Annotated in this window: 19 protein-coding genes; 4 read left to right on the forward strand and 15 right to left on the reverse strand. The window is 59.2% G+C overall.

Annotation, left to right across the window (positions count from 1 at the left end; translation table 11 throughout):
* Window positions 1-7: 7 nt before the first annotated feature.
* The 10 genes from tolQ to CAF90_RS12455 form a co-directional block, all read right to left on the reverse strand.
* Window positions 8-703, reverse strand: coding sequence for a protein TolQ (gene tolQ, locus CAF90_RS12410; protein ID WP_007912733.1), 696 nt, complete (start codon window positions 701-703; stop codon window positions 8-10).
* A complete protein-coding gene (gene ybgC / locus CAF90_RS12415; RefSeq protein ID WP_007951203.1) occupies window positions 693-1,160 on the reverse strand; it encodes a tol-pal system-associated acyl-CoA thioesterase in 468 nt (155 codons plus the stop codon). The genes tolQ and ybgC overlap by 11 nt, the downstream gene beginning before the upstream one ends.
* A 127-nt stretch (window positions 1,161-1,287) precedes the next feature.
* Window positions 1,288-2,349: a Holliday junction branch migration DNA helicase RuvB gene (ruvB, locus tag CAF90_RS12420; RefSeq protein WP_085606616.1), complete on the reverse strand. Its 1,062-nt coding sequence runs from the start codon at window positions 2,347-2,349 to the stop codon at window positions 1,288-1,290.
* Window positions 2,350-2,958, reverse strand: a complete 609-nt coding sequence (gene ruvA, locus CAF90_RS12425; protein WP_007951205.1) for a Holliday junction branch migration protein RuvA — start codon at window positions 2,956-2,958, stop codon at window positions 2,350-2,352.
* 114 nt (window positions 2,959-3,072) lie between these two features.
* Complete coding sequence (gene ruvC / locus CAF90_RS12430) at window positions 3,073-3,600, reverse strand: crossover junction endodeoxyribonuclease RuvC (RefSeq protein WP_007951206.1); 528 nt, start codon at window positions 3,598-3,600, stop codon at window positions 3,073-3,075.
* Window positions 3,601-3,701: 101 nt separating this feature from the next.
* Window positions 3,702-4,448, reverse strand: coding sequence for a YebC/PmpR family DNA-binding transcriptional regulator (locus CAF90_RS12435; RefSeq protein WP_003227527.1), 747 nt, complete (start codon window positions 4,446-4,448; stop codon window positions 3,702-3,704).
* Window positions 4,449-4,572: 124 nt separating this feature from the next.
* On the reverse strand, window positions 4,573-6,348 hold the full coding sequence (gene aspS, locus CAF90_RS12440; RefSeq protein ID WP_007951209.1) for an aspartate--tRNA ligase: 1,776 nt from the start codon (window positions 6,346-6,348) through the stop codon (window positions 4,573-4,575).
* A 108-nt stretch (window positions 6,349-6,456) separates the two neighbouring features.
* Entirely contained in the window at window positions 6,457-6,678 is a 222-nt protein-coding gene (locus CAF90_RS12445; protein WP_007951210.1) for an FmdB family zinc ribbon protein, read from the reverse strand.
* Window positions 6,679-6,791: 113 nt separating this feature from the next.
* The gene (locus tag CAF90_RS12450) at window positions 6,792-7,139 is read right to left on the reverse strand and encodes a ribbon-helix-helix domain-containing protein (RefSeq protein ID WP_007951211.1); all 348 of its coding nucleotides are present in this window, start codon (window positions 7,137-7,139) and stop codon (window positions 6,792-6,794) included.
* 243 nt (window positions 7,140-7,382) lie between these two features.
* Window positions 7,383-7,853, reverse strand: coding sequence for a Dps family protein (locus CAF90_RS12455; RefSeq protein WP_007951212.1), 471 nt, complete (start codon window positions 7,851-7,853; stop codon window positions 7,383-7,385).
* 309 nt (window positions 7,854-8,162) lie between these two features.
* Here CAF90_RS12455 and CAF90_RS29810 point away from each other — a divergent pair, with 309 nt between their 5' ends.
* On the forward strand, window positions 8,163-8,765 hold the full coding sequence (locus CAF90_RS29810; protein WP_007951213.1) for a cold-shock protein: 603 nt from the start codon (window positions 8,163-8,165) through the stop codon (window positions 8,763-8,765).
* Between the two features lie 94 nt (window positions 8,766-8,859).
* Here the strand turns inward: CAF90_RS29810 and CAF90_RS12465 are convergent, their stop codons facing one another.
* The 3 genes from CAF90_RS12465 to CAF90_RS29220 all read right to left on the reverse strand — a co-directional run bounded on the left by CAF90_RS12465 (window position 8,860) and on the right by CAF90_RS29220 (window position 10,318).
* Window positions 8,860-9,066 (reverse strand): SlyX family protein, encoded by a 207-nt coding sequence (locus CAF90_RS12465; RefSeq protein ID WP_007951214.1) that lies wholly within the window; start codon window positions 9,064-9,066, stop codon window positions 8,860-8,862.
* Window positions 9,067-9,068: 2 nt separating this feature from the next.
* The gene (locus tag CAF90_RS12470) at window positions 9,069-9,494 is read right to left on the reverse strand and encodes an HIT domain-containing protein (RefSeq protein WP_085606618.1); all 426 of its coding nucleotides are present in this window, start codon (window positions 9,492-9,494) and stop codon (window positions 9,069-9,071) included.
* A gap of 470 nt (window positions 9,495-9,964) precedes the next feature.
* Window positions 9,965-10,318 carry a hypothetical protein gene (locus tag CAF90_RS29220; protein WP_139834488.1) on the reverse strand — a complete coding sequence of 118 codons (354 nt, stop codon included), beginning with the start codon at window positions 10,316-10,318 and terminating at the stop codon, window positions 9,965-9,967.
* 75 nt (window positions 10,319-10,393) lie between these two features.
* Here CAF90_RS29220 and CAF90_RS12475 point away from each other — a divergent pair, with 75 nt between their 5' ends.
* On the forward strand, window positions 10,394-11,740 hold the full coding sequence (locus CAF90_RS12475) for an OprD family porin (RefSeq protein ID WP_085606620.1): 1,347 nt from the start codon (window positions 10,394-10,396) through the stop codon (window positions 11,738-11,740).
* Window positions 11,741-11,864: 124 nt separating this feature from the next.
* Here the strand turns inward: CAF90_RS12475 and CAF90_RS12480 are convergent, their stop codons facing one another.
* Together CAF90_RS12480 and CAF90_RS12485 are read right to left on the reverse strand one after the other, a co-directional pair.
* Window positions 11,865-12,704: a mechanosensitive ion channel family protein gene (locus CAF90_RS12480; RefSeq protein ID WP_064599011.1), complete on the reverse strand. Its 840-nt coding sequence runs from the start codon at window positions 12,702-12,704 to the stop codon at window positions 11,865-11,867.
* 138 nt (window positions 12,705-12,842) lie between these two features.
* On the reverse strand, window positions 12,843-13,328 hold the full coding sequence (locus CAF90_RS12485) for a YajQ family cyclic di-GMP-binding protein (protein WP_007951218.1): 486 nt from the start codon (window positions 13,326-13,328) through the stop codon (window positions 12,843-12,845).
* 140 nt (window positions 13,329-13,468) lie between these two features.
* Between CAF90_RS12485 and CAF90_RS12490 the strand changes: the two genes are divergently transcribed.
* Together CAF90_RS12490 and CAF90_RS12495 are read left to right on the forward strand one after the other, a co-directional pair.
* Entirely contained in the window at window positions 13,469-14,386 is a 918-nt protein-coding gene (locus CAF90_RS12490) for a putative 2-dehydropantoate 2-reductase (protein ID WP_085606622.1), read from the forward strand.
* 45 nt (window positions 14,387-14,431) lie between these two features.
* Entirely contained in the window at window positions 14,432-16,468 is a 2,037-nt protein-coding gene (locus CAF90_RS12495; RefSeq protein WP_085606624.1) for a HAMP domain-containing sensor histidine kinase, read from the forward strand.
* Window position 16,469 lies beyond the last annotated feature (1 nt).

Below are 16,469 nucleotides of genomic sequence, written 5' to 3' on the forward strand. Positions count from 1 at the left end.
TACCTGCTTATTCTTCGCTGGTGTGCACTTTGCGGTGCAGGATCGCCTGGAATTCATCGGCGAAGGTGTAGTAGCGGCTCAGCAAGGTTTCGCTGCGGGCAGAGAAACGGTTGTAAGCGATAACGGCCGGGATCGCGGCAAACAGACCGATCGCGGTGGCGATCAGGGCTTCGGCGATGCCGGGAGCCACGGTAGCCAGAGTGGCCTGCTGGGCGCTGGCCAGACCGCGGAACGAGTTCATGATCCCCCAGACGGTACCGAACAGACCGATGTACGGGCTGACGGAACCTACGGTGGCGAGGAACGGCAGGCTCTGCTCGAGCTTTTCTTCTTCGCGGGAGATGGCGACACGCATGGCACGGGCCACACCTTCCATCACCGCTTCAGGATCGACGCCTGGCTGCTGACGCAGACGGGAGAACTCCTTGAAGCCGGCACGGAAGATCTGCTCGACGCCCGAATCCGGATCCGGGTTGCTGCCGGCCTGACGATAGAGTTTGGACAGGTCGATACCCGACCAGAAGCGCTCCTCGAAGCTCTCCAGGGCACGTCGACCGGCGCGCAGCAGGTTGCTGCGCTGAAAGATCATGATCCATGAGGTCACCGATGCGGCCACCAGGGTCAACATTACCAACTGCACCACGATGCTGGCATTGCTGACCAGGCTCCACATGGAGGAATGGTCGACGACGTTAGCTTCCACGCTTTATCTCCTGCTTTGAGTGTGTACCCGTGCCGACCGCGTCGGCAAAGGCCGCACGCAGGTCTTCGGGAAGGGCCCGGGGTTTCAAACTGTTAGTGCGCACACAGGCCACCAGAAACTGCCCTTCGCAGAGCAGCACATTATCCGTTGCCCGCCTGACCTGCTGTCGAAAGCGCAGGCTGGCACGGTTCAATTCGATTACATCAGCGCTTACCAGAAGCTCGTCGTCCAGTCGCGCCGGCGCGTGATAACGCGCTTCGCTGGAATGCACGACGAACAACAGGTCCTCCCCTGCCAGCGCCGACTGGGCAAAGCCCAGCTCCCGGAGCCGCTCGGTTCGAGCCCGTTCCATAAACTTGAGGTAATTAACGTAATACACGATGCCGCCCGCATCGGTGTCCTCGTAATAAACGCGACAACGATGTGCGAATGGCTCAAGCCCGTTTTGCGCGCGCATACTCTAGTGCTTACTCCTCGGGTTGCCAATCCGGCCAGGCAACTGTTTTTCATTGTTCGAAGGCTTTACCGCAAAAGTACCGTCCTGAGACAGTACAAACGCTGAATAAATCGACAATAAATGTGTATTAATCGTCCACGGCATCGAGAAACTCGTCTACCACGGGCATCTCGCCCATTCGTGTCGGAATGTTTAAACCAAAATGCAGGTACGCGTGACGGGTAACCACCCTGCCCCGCGGCGTCCTCATGATGTAACCCTGCTGAATCAGGTATGGCTCCAGCACGTCTTCAATGGTGTGGCGCTCTTCGCTGATCGCCGCCGCCAGGCTGTCGATGCCCACCGGACCGCCGTCGAATTTCTCGATCATGGTCAACAGCAGACGCCGGTCCTGATGATCGAAGCCATGTTCATCGACATCCAGCAGGTTCAGCGCCAGATCCGCGACAGACTTGGTAATGTGGCCCTTGGCCCGGACTTCGGCGAAATCCCGCACCCGACGCAACAAGCGGTTGGCGATCCGCGGTGTGCCACGTGCACGACGTGCAATCTCGAACGCCCCTTCCGGATCCAGCGGCAGACCGAGGATGCTCGCCGAACGGCTGACAATCGTCGCCAGGTCGGCGGTGCTGTAGAACTCGAGACGCTGGACGATACCGAAACGGTCGCGCAACGGGTTGGTCAACATGCCCGCCCGCGTGGTCGCACCGACCAGAGTGAACGGCGGCAGATCGAGCTTGATCGAACGCGCCGCCGGCCCCTCACCGATCATGATGTCGAGCTGGAAGTCTTCCATCGCCGGGTACAGCACTTCTTCGACGATCGGCGACAGGCGATGAATTTCATCGATGAAAAGCACGTCGTGCGGCTCAAGATTGGTCAACAGTGCCGCCAGATCCCCCGGACGCTCCAGCACCGGGCCGGAAGTGCTCTTGATCGACACGCCCATTTCCTGGGCGATGATGTTCGCCAGCGTGGTTTTACCCAGCCCCGGCGGACCGAAGATCAGGGTGTGGTCGAGGGATTCGCTACGGCCACGGGCGGCCTGGATAAACAGTTCCATCTGCTCGCGAACGGTCGGCTGGCCGATGTATTCGGCCAGGCTGACGGGACGTATCGCCCGATCCTGGACTTCTTCGCGCTCACGCGGGCTGTGCGTGGCGGCGATCAGACGATCAGCTTCAATCACTTAAATCATTCCCTTCAGGGCGCGTCGAATCATGTCTTCGCTGCTCAGGCCTTTCTCTTTGATCGCGGAAATCGCCTTGCTCGCTTCCTGTGGCTTGTAGCCCAGGGAAATCAGCGCACTGACCGCATCGTTCTCGGCGGTGTTGACCGGCGCCGGGCCGTCCGGCTGGTTCGGCACCAGTGCGAACATGGCCGGCGAGGTTTCCCAGGCCTTGAAGCGATCCTTGAGCTCGACCAGCAGACGCTCGGCGGTTTTCTTGCCCACGCCCGGCACCTTGGTCAGCGCCGAGGTGTCCTGGGACTGCACGCAGCGGATCAGTTCGTCGACTTCCAGACTCGACATCAAGGCCAGGGCCAGTTTCGGCCCCACACCATTGAGACGGATCAACTCGCGAAAAAAGTCTCGCTCACGCTTGCCGGCAAAACCATAGAGTAACTGCGCGTCTTCACGTACGACCAAATGGGTGTGCAGGGTCAGCGGTTCACCGACCGACGGCAGACGATAAAGGGTGGTCATGGGCACTTCCAGCTCATACCCGAGGCCGTTTACATCCAGAATCAGGTGCGGCGGCTGTTTTTCAGCCAGAGTGCCGCGCAAGCGTCCAATCACGTTTCAGATCCTTGAGCGTTGGCCAGCCGTGGGCTGGCGACCGACAGAACATGGATTTACCGCCGACGACCCAGGCGCGCAATCCACATTCCGTGAAATTGACTGCTGATGCTATCAGAGACGCAGGCGCCCGCCACGACTGCGTGCCGTTCCCAAGCCATGCGGTAACAGACTGGAGCGGGTGTGGGCGTGACAAATGGCAATCGCCAGGGCATCCGAAGCGTCGATTTGCGGTTTGCTGGTCAGCTTGAGCATGTGCATGACCATCATCTGCACCTGCTCTTTATTGGCAGCGCCAGTTCCCACCACAGCCTGCTTGACCTGGGTGGCCGTGTACTCGGCGATCTCCAAGCTTTCTTCGGCGCCGGCAACGATAGCGGCCCCACGGGCCTGCCCGAGCTTGAGCGCCGAGTCGGCGTTTTTTGCCATGAACACCTTTTCGATGCCCATGGTGACCGGGCCGTAGGTCTGGATGATTTCCCGCACGCCGCGATAGACGATCTGCAACCGCTCATGCAGCTCACCGGCACCGGTGCGGATACAACCCGAGGCGACATAGATGCAACCGCCGCGTCCGGTATCGCGAACAATGCCGTAACCGGTAATGCGCGAACCGGGGTCGATACCAAGAATTAAAGTCATAAGCCTGCTGGTTCGAAAAAACACAAAAACAAATGTGGGAGATCCCGTGCTTGAGGGTAAGCCTCAAACACGGAATCTCCCACATTGAATCGTAGTCGCTCTCAACCGAGCTGAGCGGCCACGTCTTCCGGAATGTCCGCGTTGGAGTAGACGTTCTGCACGTCGTCCAGGTCTTCCAGCATGTCGATCAGCTTGAGCACCTTCTCCGCGCCCTCCAGATCCAGTTCGGCGCTGGTGGTCGGCTGCATGACGATTTCCGCGTCATCACCCTTGAAACCAGCGGCTTCCAGGGCATTGCGTACCGCGTAGAAACTGGTGAACGAGGTGAACACGTCGATCGAGCCGTCTTCGTGGCTGACCACGTCGTCGGCATCGGCTTCCAGCGCCGCTTCCGTCAGTGCATCTTCGTCGACGCCCGGGGCAAAGCTGATCTGGCCCTTGCGTTCGAATAGATAGGCTACCGAACCGTCGGTACCGAGGTTGCCGCCACACTTGCTGAACGCGTGGCGCACGGCCGCTGCGGTACGGTTGCGGTTGTCGGTCATGCACTCGACCATCACCGCCACGCCGCCCGGGCCGTAACCTTCGTAGGTCAGTTCTTCAACGTTGTCGGCTTCGGTCGCACCGGCGCCACGAGCCACGGCACGGTCGATGATGTCGCGGCTCATGTTGGCGCCCAGCGCCTTGTCCAGCGCCAGACGCAGACGCGGGTTGGAACCCGGATCACCGCCGCCCTGACGGGCCGCAACGGTCAGTTCGCGGATCCACTTGGTGAAGATCTTGCCTCTCTTGGCATCCTGGCGTTCTTTGCGGTGCTTGATGTTCGCCCACTTGGAATGACCTGCCATAACTCGCTCCGAATTCTCTTGAACAATGCCCGCCATGCATTTGCATCGGCGAGCAAAAAAATCTTGTTTTCAATCACTGCAGAAAGAAAAAAGGCGCATCCGAAGATGCGCCTTCAGGCCCGTCTTACTCGGCCTTTGGCGTTTCGCGCAAACGAATGTGCAATTCGCGCAATGCCTTCGCATCCACCACACCCGGCGCCTGCGTCATCACGTCGGCAGCACTCTGGGTTTTCGGGAAGGCGATCACTTCACGGATCGACTGGGCGCCGGTCATCAGCATCACCAGACGGTCCAGACCGAAGGCCAGACCACCGTGCGGCGGCGCGCCGTATTTCAGGGCGTCGAGCAGGAAGCCGAACTTCTCTTCCTGTTCCGCTTCGTTGATGCCCAGCAGACGGAAGACCGCCTGTTGCATCTCTTTGCGGTGGATACGGATCGAACCGCCACCCAGCTCGGTGCCGTTCAGCACCATGTCGTAGGCACGGGACAGAGCGCCAGCCGGGTTGGCTTCCAGCTCTTCCGGCGAGCACTTCGGTGCGGTGAACGGGTGGTGCAGAGCCGAGAAACTGCCGTCGTCGTTCTCTTCGAACATCGGGAAGTCGACAACCCACATCGGCGCCCATTCGCAGGTTAGCAGCTTCAGGTCGTGACCGAGCTTGATACGCAGCGCGCCCAGGGCTTCGCTGACGATCTTGGCCTTGTCGGCGCCGAAGAACACGATGTCACCGTCGACTGCGCCAACGCGATCGAGGATCACGTTCAGGTTGGCTTCCGGGATGTTTTTCACGATCGGCGATTGCAGACCGTCAACACCGGCAGCGCGCTCGTTGACCTTGATGTACGCCAGGCCCTTGGCACCGTAGATGCCGACGAACTTGGTGTAGTCGTCGATCTGCTTGCGCGGCATGCTCGCCCCGCCTGGAACGCGCAGTGCGGCGATACGGCATTTCGGATCGTTGGCAGGGCCGCTGAAGACTTTGAAATCCACTTCTTTCAGCTGATCGGCCACGTCGACCAGTTCCAGCGGGTTACGCAGGTCTGGCTTGTCGGAACCGTAACGGCGCATGGCTTCTTCGAAAGTCATGTGCGGGAATTCGCCGAATTCCAGATCCAGCACTTCCTTGAACAGGTTGCGGATCATGCCTTCGGTCAGGCCCATGATGTCTTTTTCGTCGAGGAAGCTGGTCTCGATGTCGATCTGAGTGAACTCAGGCTGACGGTCGGCACGCAGGTCTTCGTCGCGGAAGCACTTGGCGATCTGGTAGTAGCGGTCGAAGCCGGCGACCATCAGCAATTGCTTGAACAGCTGTGGCGATTGCGGCAGCGCGAAGAACGAACCGGCGTGGGTACGGCTCGGCACGAGGTAGTCGCGCGCGCCTTCCGGAGTGGCACGGGTCAGGATCGGCGTCTCGACGTCGAGGAAGCCGTTCTCGTCCAGGTAGCGACGGATGCTGGTGGTCATGCGCGAACGCAGACGCAGCTTCTCGGCCATTTCCGGACGACGCAGGTCCAGGAAGCGATAACGCAGACGGGTTTCTTCGCCGACGTCGGAGAACTCGTTCAGCGGGAACGGCGGGGTTTCCGACTCGTTCAGCACTTCCAGTTCGTAGCCCAGCACTTCGATCATGCCCGACGCCATGTTGGCGTTGGTGGCACCGGCCGGACGCAGACGCACCTTGCCGGTGATCTTCACGACGTATTCGCTGCGCACGCGATCGGCGGCGGCGAAGCTCTCGGCGCGATCCGGATCGAACACTACCTGGGCCAGACCGTCACGATCACGGATATCGAGGAAAATCACCCCGCCGTGGTCGCGACGACGGTGAACCCATCCGCAAAGGGTAATTTCCTGGCCTTCCAGGCTTTCGTTCAGTTGGCCGCAATAATGGCTGCGCATCATGGTAGTGGTTCGCTTCTCGTAATTCGAAATTCGGTGGAGATCCCGCTGCACTCAAGCAATGTGCAACGTGTGGAAACTCGCGCGTGTCGTTCGACCTGGGTTTGAACCCTAGTCAGATTTGTCGCCACCGGCCAGATTCTTCTTCGCGCCGGTCTTGAAATCGGTTTCGTACCAGCCGCTGCCGCTGAGGCGAAAGCCCGGCATCGACAGCTGCTTCTTGAGTTCCGGCGCCTGGCAGGCAGGGCAATCGACCAGTGGTGCGTCGCTGATCTTTTGAATGGCTTCCAACTGATGACCACAGGAAGCACATTGGTAATCGTACATCGGCATGGGGTTGTCTCGGCAATCAGATTGCCAGCACACGCAGGGCTGTGCGGCGAAAGAGCGGGATTATATCCATTAAATGCGGCCTGTGCAGCCGGAAGACTGCACAGGCCGTCTTGTCAGTGACAACCCGCGTCGTGCATCCCCGGAGAATCCCGCAGGCCATGCACCACACACACCACCCGCACCAGACCGCTGAAGTTTTTCACCCCGCCATGGCGCAGGTGAACTTCACGATCGACACGGGACAACAACGTGCCGACCGAACAGCAATTGTCCTCGGCCATCCGGCCCAGGATGTTCCAGTAAACCTGCTCCAGCCGCATGCAGGTCGCGAACCCGTTCAAGCGTACCGATCGGGACAGCGGCCGAGTCAACGCCATGTCGAACCCGCCGAGAAACGGCTCCCCGAATCTGTCCTGCTGCAAACCGACAGCAATGTCGCCTCGCCTGTCTCCACCTTCCATATCGCTGACACTCCTTTGCCATTTCTGCGCCTGTGATCAAGGCGAGTTCCTGTGACCTCATTAAAAGCGCAGGTGCAAAGGCAGATCCAGATGACTTTTTGACCATCCACGTAGGATAAGCCAACGCGATACGGAGGATCATGGAGCGGCGGGTCGTCTTCCTTGTTTCCTACCGTCGCGAATGATTTTTCCGGGCAAAAAAGAGAAAAGCGCACGAACGAAGGATCCGTGCGCTTTCCGTCATCAGGCCTCGAGCAGTGCGCGAAGCATCCACGCGGTTTTCTCGTGAACCTGCATGCGCTGGGTCAGAAGGTCGGCTGTCGGTTCGTCACTGACCTTGTCCAGCAGAGGGAAAATCCCCCGCGCCGTGCGCGTGACCGCTTCCTGCCCCTCGACCAATTGTTTGATCATGTCCTCGGCACTCGGCACGCCCTCCTCTTCCTTAATAGAAGACAGGCGCGCATAGGTCGCGTACGCGCCCGGCGCCGGAAAGCCCAGCGCCCGGATCCGTTCGGCGATCGAATCCACCGCCAGGGCCAGTTCGTTGTATTGCTCCTCGAACATCAGATGCAGGGTCCGGAACATCGGCCCGGTGACGTTCCAGTGGAAGTTGTGAGTCTTCAGATACAGCACGTAGGTGTCCGACAGCAGGCGCGAGAGCCCTTCGACGATGGATTTGCGGTCTTCTTCACTGATACCGATATCGATTGCCATGCTTACCCCCTAACGGCGATTGAATTCATCCAGCAGGTGTCGGTTCACTGTAGCAAGGCCTCCCTCGCATCGCAGCCCCCGTATCGACCCGATAGAAGCGACAAATCGCCCCACACGCTGCCGCTGGCCGGCGTGATTTGAGTAGCCGCAGGCTTTGCTGTTAAATAGGCAGTGTGTCGCTACGCCCCGTTTTCCGGGCCTGCGCATAGGCTGATGCCGGGCACGTGTCCAACGCCTCTTTATTGTTCCGAAGCGAACCGTGCGCCTTCAGCTCTTCCTTGTGAGCCGTCATAACGTGAGTCAATAAAAATGTTGAAAATCGTCCACCTGCTAATGGGCGCAGCAGCCTTGCTGCTGTCCTTCATACCCAGCCTGAAGTCCGAAGCGGTACCTTACCTGCAACAACCCGATGCACTTTACCTGGCCTTTTTCGGCCTGCTGAACCTGATCCTTGCGCCAGTTATCCCTTACTGGAACAAAGGTCCGCGCCAGCATCTGCAAAACCTGGTCAGCGCTTTGCTGGTCCTGACCGTTGTCCTGCAAACCCTGACCCTGATCGCGCCGATGCCTGTCATCGCCGGCCAGCCAGCCGTGCTGTTCAGCCTGGTGATCGCACTGGTCGCCGTGGTTCTGCACCTGGCCGTCAGCTTCTACAAATCCTCACCGGCCGCCGCCGCGCAAAGCTACGACATGAGCAACCGCGATACCGGCACCGTCAAGTGGTTCAACACCTCCAAGGGCTTCGGCTTTATCTCCCGGGATTCCGGCGATGATATTTTCGTGCACTTTCGCGCCATCCGTGGCGAAGGCCACCGCGTTCTGGTCGAAGGCCAGCGTGTGGAGTTCTCGGTGATGAACCGTGACAAGGGCCTGCAGGCCGAAGACGTGATCGCCGCCCTGCCGCGTCGCTGATCCACGTATCCCGCAATAAAAAAACCGCGAACAGCCAGGCTGTTCGCGGTTTTTTAATGAATGCGTTTTTCACGGGAGCGTGCCCGCGCACTTCTCAATAGTGTGGCGGCGGTGCGTCTTCTTCGAAAGAACCGAACTGCCCCACCATCTCTTCCTGGCGCTTGAGTACGGCTGCCATCTGCAATTGCAGACGCTCGACCACTCGCTGCTGCTCTACCAGCACATCGTTCAATGCCTGGATGGTGTCATCCTGAAATGCCAGACGACTTTCCAGCTCGGTAACGCGTTGCTCGAGGCTCATGATCAGCCCTCCAGAAAGGTGAATTCTTCGTCCAGCACCAGACGCAGGCGCTCGCGAATCGCGGCCACTTGCTCGGCACTGTAAGGCTTGGCGGGATGCTTGCCCCAGACCGGTGCCGGCCAGGCGGCGTCGTCCCGTTTACGCACGATCACATGCATATGCATCTGGCTGACCACATTACCCAGGGTCGCCACATTCATCTTGTCGGCGTCGAAGGAGTCCTTGAGCACCTCGGCCAGGGCCGTGGTTTCCTCCCACAAGGCCTGCTGGTCGGCGACATCCAACTGAAACAACTCGCTGATATCGTCGCGGCGTGGCACCAGGATGAACCACGGGTAGTTGGCGTCGTTGGACAACAGCAATCGGCAAAGCGGGAAATCGCCGATGGTCAGCGTGTCCTGTTGAAGTCGTGGATCTAAAGCAAACACTGCGCGCACTCCCGGCGAAATGACCTGTTTTCAGCTTAGCGCCCCGCTGTGAATGCGCTGCGCCAAGCGACTGGACGGCAGCATACCTGCGATTGGAGTGAGCTTCACGGCGAACAGCGTTGCAGCAAGAATGCCTCAACGCTCCGGGATGTGACATTTATGCCTCGCGTGCACCAGGACGGAACCGGGAATGCGAATAAACCGAGCAAAATGACCCGCTCATACCTCAGCGTTTACGTTCATCCAGCGACCCAACTGTATGAATTCAGTACAGCCTTTGAATTTTTTTGCACCAAAACCGCACAGTGCGTCTACGCTCAGTGCGTCGGGCATCCGCCGAATACTCACCGACGGGGTGAACCGGTAACGTTTTTGGTTGTCGCGCTGCGACTTTCAGGGAGCAACACCATGCGAAGGACGGCGTCAAGCCTGTTTGAAAGGCCCTCGAAGCCCCCGGTTTTATGAGGTTTTTACAGCGTCAGACGAGCACCTTGAAAAAAACCGGAACAATTCAGCGGTTTGTGCACGCTTGTTGCATTCATACCCATATGGACTATAAGCGCACCACAAGAAGTGGATGCCTTGAGCCCCATAAAAATAGTGGCAGGGTTGCCCGATGGAGATTCAAGCGTTTTGCCAAGGGACTCTTTTTTACCGATGCTCAAGCCCTGTAAAACAGCGCTGAAGTTGTCAGTCCCATTGCATTTGGACTGTAAATTTGCGACATCTACCAAGCCGATTGCGACACGCTCGTAAAGAAGCTGAAAGGTTGGATGCGCAAGTATCGCCAACATTGTCGGCGTGATATAAGTTTGCGCCGACACAAAAAGAAAGAGCCGCCCAGATAATAAAACAGGTGGGACGGCAGTACTCTTCTAAAACCAAAGGAGCAAATCACGATGCGCGTGATGAAGTGGAGCATGATCGCACTGGCAGTTGCAGCAGCTGCCAGTACTCAGATGGCTACGGCCGCACCGTTCGTAAGTGACCAGGCTGAAGCCAAAGGCTTTGTTGAAGACGCGAAAGCTGATTTGCTGATTCGCAACTATTACTTCAACCGTGACAACAAAGACGGTGCCCGTGACGTAAAAGACTGGACCCAGGGTATCTGGGGCAACTTCAGCTCCGGTTACACCCAAGGTACTGTTGGCGTCGGCGTTGATGCATTCGGCTACCTGGCCATCAAACTGGACGGCGGCGCCGGCACCAGCGGCTCCGGCAACATGAGCCGCAGCAACGAATTCAATGCAAACGGTTCCCGCGACCCTGACGACAGCCAAGGCAAAGCCGGCGCTGCCATCAAGTTCCGCGTTTCGAAAACCGAGCTGAAAATTGGTGACATGCAGCCTAGCACCGCTCCGGTATTCGCTGTCGGCGGCTCCCGTATCCTTCCGCAAACTGCCAGCGGTTTCCAACTGCAGAGCAGCGAGATCAAAGACCTTGACCTCGAAGCCGGTCACTTCTACTCGGCAACCAGCCAGGACCGCAACTCCCGTGAAGGCGGTCTGTACGCGACCTACGCCGGCGTTGAAGCCAACACCATCGACTACTTCGGTGGCAAGTACGGCATCACCGAAAACCTGAGCGCATCGCTCTACGGCGCCAAACTGGAAGACATCTGGAACCAGTACTACGCCAACGTGAACCTCACCACTCCGTTCGGTGGTGACACCTCGCTGAACACCGACTTCAACATCTATCGCACCACCGACACGGGTAGCGCGAAAGCCGGTGACATCAGCAACACCGCGTTCTCCCTGGCCACCGCTCTCTCGTTCCTGAAAGCGCACACCATCACCCTGGCGTTCCAGAAGGTCAACGGCGACACTCCGTTCGACTACATCGGCGTGGGCAAGAACAACCGTGGCGGCGACTCGATCTTCCTCGCCAACTCCATCCAGTACTCTGACTTCAACGCCCCGGGCGAGAAGTCTGCCCAGATCCGTTACGACATCAAAATGGCCGAGTACGGCGTTCCAGGTCTGAGCTTCATGACCCGCTACGTTAAAGGCTGGGACATCGACGGCACCCACACTCCAGCAGGCAGCGCCTACGCTGGTCTGTATGGTGAAGATGGCAAACACAACGAAACCAACTTCGAAGCCAAATACGTAGTTCAGTCTGGCCCGGCCAAAGACCTGTCCTTCCGTATTCGCCAAGCCTGGCACTTCGCTAACGCCGACGAAGGTGAAGGCGATACCAAAGAGTTCCGTCTGATCGTCGACTACCCGCTGTCGCTTTTGTAATCGCACCGAGTTAGTTGCGGTAACAAAACAAAAAAGGCCCATCTTCGGATGGGCCTTTTTTATTGCCTGTCACTTGTAATAAATGCCTGACCGATAAGTCAGGCAATTAATTAGCAACCTATCATTACACTGCCGATTCCTGAACCACACGAATCACTCGTTGCGGAAAAGGAATATCAATGCCAGCAGTCTTTAAACGATCACGGGATTGTTCGTTAAACATGAACATGACATCCCAGTAATCCGCAGTTTTAACCCACACGCGCAGAGAAACAGTGATCGAACTGTCACCCAGTGTCGAAATAACGGCCTGAGGTGCCGGATCCTGCAACACGCGCTCATCCTTGGCCAGATCCAGCAGCACCTGACGGGCCTTTTGCAGATCGGCTTCGTAATCCACACCTACGTCGAACACAACCTTGCGGGTTGGCTGACGGTTGGTGTTGGTGATGATGCCGTTCGACAGGTTGCCGTTCGGGACGATGATGGTCTTGTTGTCACCGGTGCGCAGCACGGTGTGGAAGATCTGGATGCTGTCGACAGTACCTGCCACACCCTGGGCTTCGATCCAGTCACCGATACGGAACGGACGGAACAGCAGAATCAGCACGCCGCCGGCGAAGTTCGCCAGACTGCCCTGCAACGCCAGACCGATAGCCAGGCCGGCCGCACCGATCGCCGCAACGAACGAGGTGGTCTCGACGCCGATCATCGACGCCACGCTGACAATCAGCAGCACCTTGAGAATGATGTTGGCCAGACTGCTGATGAAACCTTGCAGTGCCAGGTCGGCATTGCGCAGGGCCAGCAGGCCGCCGAGCTTTTGCGTGACCTTGTTGATCAGCCACCAGCCGATGGCCAGGGTAATCACCGCCAGCAACACACGGCTGCCGTATTCCATGATCATCGGAATCCACGCCTGGGATGCCTTGACCAGGTTGTCCACCTCAGCATTCAAATCCATCTTTTATCTCCTGATTGCCGGCTTCCCGGGCTGTAAAAAACCAGCGGCAGAAAGACCGGGCCTTAAAGGGCTCAATCGTTTCTGCCGTTGCTTGGGCCTCGGACGCTTTAAACGCCGAGAGGTTCCCGACCGAAAAGCTTAGTCGCGGAAGTTGTTGAACTGCAGTGGCATGCCGAATTCCTTGGCACGCAGGGCCGCGATGGCCTCCTGCAGGTCGTCACGCTTCTTGCCGGTCACACGCACCTGCTCGCCCTGGATGGCGGCCTGCACCTTGAGCTTGGCTTCCTTGATGTGGCCGACGATTTTCTTCGCCAGCTCCTTGTCGATGCCTTCCTTGAGGACGGCGTCCTGTTTCATCAGTTTGCCCGAAGCGAAGGAGTCTTTGACTTCAAGGCACTGCACGTCGATCTTGCGCTTGACCAGGGCCAGCTTGAGGATCTCGATCATCGCTTCCAGCTGGAAATCGGCTTCAGCGGTCAGGTGGACGGTCAGGTCCTTTTCCTTGAATTCAAAGCTGCCCTTGCCTTTCAGGTCATAACGACGATCGAGTTCCTTCACGGCGTTCTCGACCGCGTTGGTGAGTTCGTGTTTGTCCAGTTCGGATACCACGTCGAACGACGGCATGTAATCTCTCCAATAAAAAGGCGCGCTCGTACGGGACGCGGCGCGCTTGGCTTGCGGTTAAAATCGGGCTCATTATAACGGGTCTTTTCCCACCGACACGGCGAGCCTTGCATGCCTGTACCTTACCGAGTGAAAAACTGATGTCCACCCCCTGGCACGTCCTCGGCGCCGGAAGTCTCGGCACGCTCTGGGCCACGCGTCTGACCCGGGCCGGATTGCCGGTCCGGCTGATCCTGCGCGACATCGACCGCCTGCACGACTATGCAACGGCGGGCGGCCTGACCCTCGTCGAACAAAGCGTGGCCACTAGTTACGCAATCCCCGGTGAAACCCCGGACAGTCCCGGCCCCATCCGTCGCCTGCTGGTGGCCTGCAAGGCCTACGACGCCGAAGCGGCCGTGGCCGGGCTTGCTCATCGCCTGGCACCGGACGCCGAACTGATTCTTTTGCAGAATGGCCTCGGCAGCCAGGAAGCGGTCGCCGCACAAGTCCCGCAGGCCCGCTGCATCAGCGCCTCCAGCACCGAGGGCGCGTTTCGCGACGGCGACTGGCGCGTGGTATTCGCCGGCCATGGCTACACCTGGCTGGGCGACGCCGGCCATCCCGTGGCGCCATTCTGGCTGGACGATCTTGAGGCAGCGAAAATCCCCCATGAATGGAGCGCCGACATCCTCACCCGCCTGTGGCGCAAGCTGGCGCTCAACTGTGCGATCAATCCGCTGACGGTGCTGCACGATTGCCGCAACGGCGGCTTGCAGCAACATCACTGCGAAGTTGCCACCCTGTGCGGCGAACTGACCGAACTGCTCGAACGCTGCGGGCAACCGGCTGCGGCAGACAACCTGCAACAGGAGGTCGAACGGGTGATCCAGGCCACGGCGGCGAACTTCTCGTCCATGTATCAGGACGTGGCCAATAAACGCCGCACCGAGATCAGCTATCTGCTCGGCCATGCCTGCAAGGTCGCAGAGCGTCATCAGTTGAACCTGCCGCATCTGAAGCAATTGCAGCAGCGCCTGACCGCTCATCTGCACAGTCTCGGATTGCCCGTCGACTGAGCAGCGGCTACGCTGGCCACTTGTTCCTTTGCTGCGATAAACCTGATGCCATTGCGCCAGCGTCTCGAAAACCTGCCGGTCGGCCAGAAACTGCTGGCCGCTCTGCTGGTGCTGTTGACCACTGTGTTGCTGGTCGCCAACCTGACCTTTATCAGCGCCGCCTATTACATTTCCCAGGAAAGCATGGCGCCCCAGGCGTTGCAGACCATCGGCCGGCTGGTGTCCAACCCGAGTCTGGTGGCCGAAGCCTTGCAGTCGCCGCAAAGCGCCGAACGCCTGCTCAAGGAGCTCGACAGCTATTCCCCGCTGCGTGCCGCCGCTTTATATGACGGCAAAGGCGAACGTCTGGCGCAGTTGCAGCACGGCGACAAACTCAAACTGCCGGAACGCTACCGGCACATCGAAGCCTGGCAACTGACCGAGTTTCGCAGCAATCAACTCATCACCCTGCCCCGCCCCGGTACTGCGCCGGGCCACCTGCTGTTGGTGGCCAGCAGCGAGCTGCCAGTCGCGTTCTACACCGGCACACTCACGGCCAGTCTGGGGATCCTGATTTTCAGTGTGCTGCTGTGGCTGGTCATCGCCCGGCAGATCAAGCGCCTGATCACCCGTCCCATCCATCAGCTGGAAGAACTGTCCCGCCAGGTGACCCGCGAGGAAAACTACGCCCTGCGCGCCTCTCGGGGCAACCATGACGAAATCGGCAGTCTGGCCGAGGCATTCAACACCATGCTTTCGCGCATCGAGGCCCGGGAGCAGCAGCTCAAGCGCGCCCGCGATGATTCCCAGGCGGCTTACGATCAGGCCCAGGGTCTGGCCGAAGAAACCCGCCACACCAATCGCAAGCTGGAACTGGAAGTCCAGGTGCGCAGCAAGATCGAGAAGAAACTCACCGGGTTCCAGAACTACCTCAACAGCATCATCGACTCCATGCCCTCGGCGCTGATCGCCCTCGACGAGCAGCTCTACGTCACGCAGTGGAATCAGGAGGCCAGCGCCCTTTCCGGTACACGACTGGACGAAGCGCTGAACCAGCCGATCTTCCTCGCCTTCGAGCCGCTCAAGCCGTTCCTGCCGCAACTCAAGCAGACCGTCGAGCAACACACAGTGGCGAAAATCGAGCGGGTGACGTGGTTCAAGGACGACGAGCCCAAGCACTACGCCCTCACCTTCTACCCGTTGATGGGCGGCGCCGGACGCGGCGTGGTGATCCGGATCGACGACATCACCCAGCGCCTGTCGCTGGAAGAAATGATGGTGCAGTCGGAGAAAATGCTTTCCGTGGGTGGCCTTGCCGCCGGCATGGCTCACGAGATCAACAACCCGCTGGGGGCGATCCTGCACAACGTGCAGAACATTCGCCGACGTCTGTCGCCAGACCTGCCGAAGAACCTCGAGCAGGCCGAGCAACTGGGCATCGAACTCGATACCGTGAACCGTTACCTTCAAGGCCGGGAAGTCCCGCAACTGCTCGACGGCATCCAGCAGGCCGGCGCCCGGGCAGCAAAAATCGTCACCCACATGCTCAGCTTCAGCCGCCGCAGCAACCGCCAGATGGCGCCGTGCGACCTGCCGGCCCTGATCGATCAAGCCGTGGAAATCGCCGGCAACGACTTCGACCTGGCCATCGGCTTCGACTTCAAGGGCCAGGCGATCATTCGCCAGTTCGACCCGGCGCTGGGCCGGGTGCCCGGCACCGCCAATGAACTCGAACAGGTGCTGCTCAACCTGCTGAAAAACGCCGCGCAGGCGATCCACCAGCGCGAAGATGACAGCGAGCCGGGACGGATCACTCTGCGCACCCGGCTCAATCCGCCCTGGGCCGAGATTCAGGTCGAGGACAACGGCATCGGCATGAGCGAGAACGTGCGCAAGCGCACCTTCGAGCCGTTCTTCACCACCAAGGAGATCGGCCAGGGTACGGGCCTCGGGCTGTCGGTGTCGTACTTCATCATCACCAACAACCACAAAGGGCAGATGGAAGTGCAGTCGGCGCCGGGGCAAGGCACCTGCTTCACCCTGCGCCTGCCACTGGCGCAACCGGCACCCATCGCCGCCGAAACCAATCAACTACCGAGGTAAA

Origin of the sequence: Pseudomonas sp. B37(2017) (assembly GCF_002112885.1) — a bacterium.
In the GTDB taxonomy this organism is placed as follows: Bacteria; Pseudomonadota; Gammaproteobacteria; order Pseudomonadales; family Pseudomonadaceae; genus Aquipseudomonas; species Aquipseudomonas paraglycinae.

Excerpts from the sequence above, each read along its gene's own strand:
- CAF90_RS12465 (WP_007951214.1), bottom strand. The coding sequence starts at position 9,066 with ATGAGCCTCGAGCAACGCGTTACCGAGCTGGAAAGTCGTCTGGCATTT.
- aspS (WP_007951209.1), bottom strand. The coding sequence starts at position 6,348 with ATGATGCGCAGCCATTATTGCGGCCAACTGAACGAAAGCCTGGAAGGC.
- CAF90_RS29810 (WP_007951213.1), top strand. The coding sequence starts at position 8,163 with ATGTTGAAAATCGTCCACCTGCTAATGGGCGCAGCAGCCTTGCTGCTG.
- ybgC (WP_007951203.1), bottom strand. The coding sequence starts at position 1,160 with ATGCGCGCGCAAAACGGGCTTGAGCCATTCGCACATCGTTGTCGCGTT.
- CAF90_RS12445 (WP_007951210.1), bottom strand. The coding sequence starts at position 6,678 with ATGCCGATGTACGATTACCAATGTGCTTCCTGTGGTCATCAGTTGGAA.
- ruvC (WP_007951206.1), bottom strand. The coding sequence starts at position 3,600 with ATGACTTTAATTCTTGGTATCGACCCCGGTTCGCGCATTACCGGTTAC.
- CAF90_RS12475 (WP_085606620.1), top strand. The coding sequence starts at position 10,394 with ATGCGCGTGATGAAGTGGAGCATGATCGCACTGGCAGTTGCAGCAGCT.
- CAF90_RS12480 (WP_064599011.1), bottom strand. The coding sequence starts at position 12,704 with ATGGATTTGAATGCTGAGGTGGACAACCTGGTCAAGGCATCCCAGGCG.
- CAF90_RS12455 (WP_007951212.1), bottom strand. The coding sequence starts at position 7,853 with ATGGCAATCGATATCGGTATCAGTGAAGAAGACCGCAAATCCATCGTC.
- CAF90_RS12435 (WP_003227527.1), bottom strand. The coding sequence starts at position 4,448 with ATGGCAGGTCATTCCAAGTGGGCGAACATCAAGCACCGCAAAGAACGC.
- CAF90_RS12495 (WP_085606624.1), top strand. The coding sequence starts at position 14,432 with ATGCCATTGCGCCAGCGTCTCGAAAACCTGCCGGTCGGCCAGAAACTG.
- CAF90_RS12485 (WP_007951218.1), bottom strand. The coding sequence starts at position 13,328 with ATGCCGTCGTTCGACGTGGTATCCGAACTGGACAAACACGAACTCACC.
- CAF90_RS12490 (WP_085606622.1), top strand. The coding sequence starts at position 13,469 with ATGTCCACCCCCTGGCACGTCCTCGGCGCCGGAAGTCTCGGCACGCTC.
- CAF90_RS12450 (WP_007951211.1), bottom strand. The coding sequence starts at position 7,139 with ATGGAAGGTGGAGACAGGCGAGGCGACATTGCTGTCGGTTTGCAGCAG.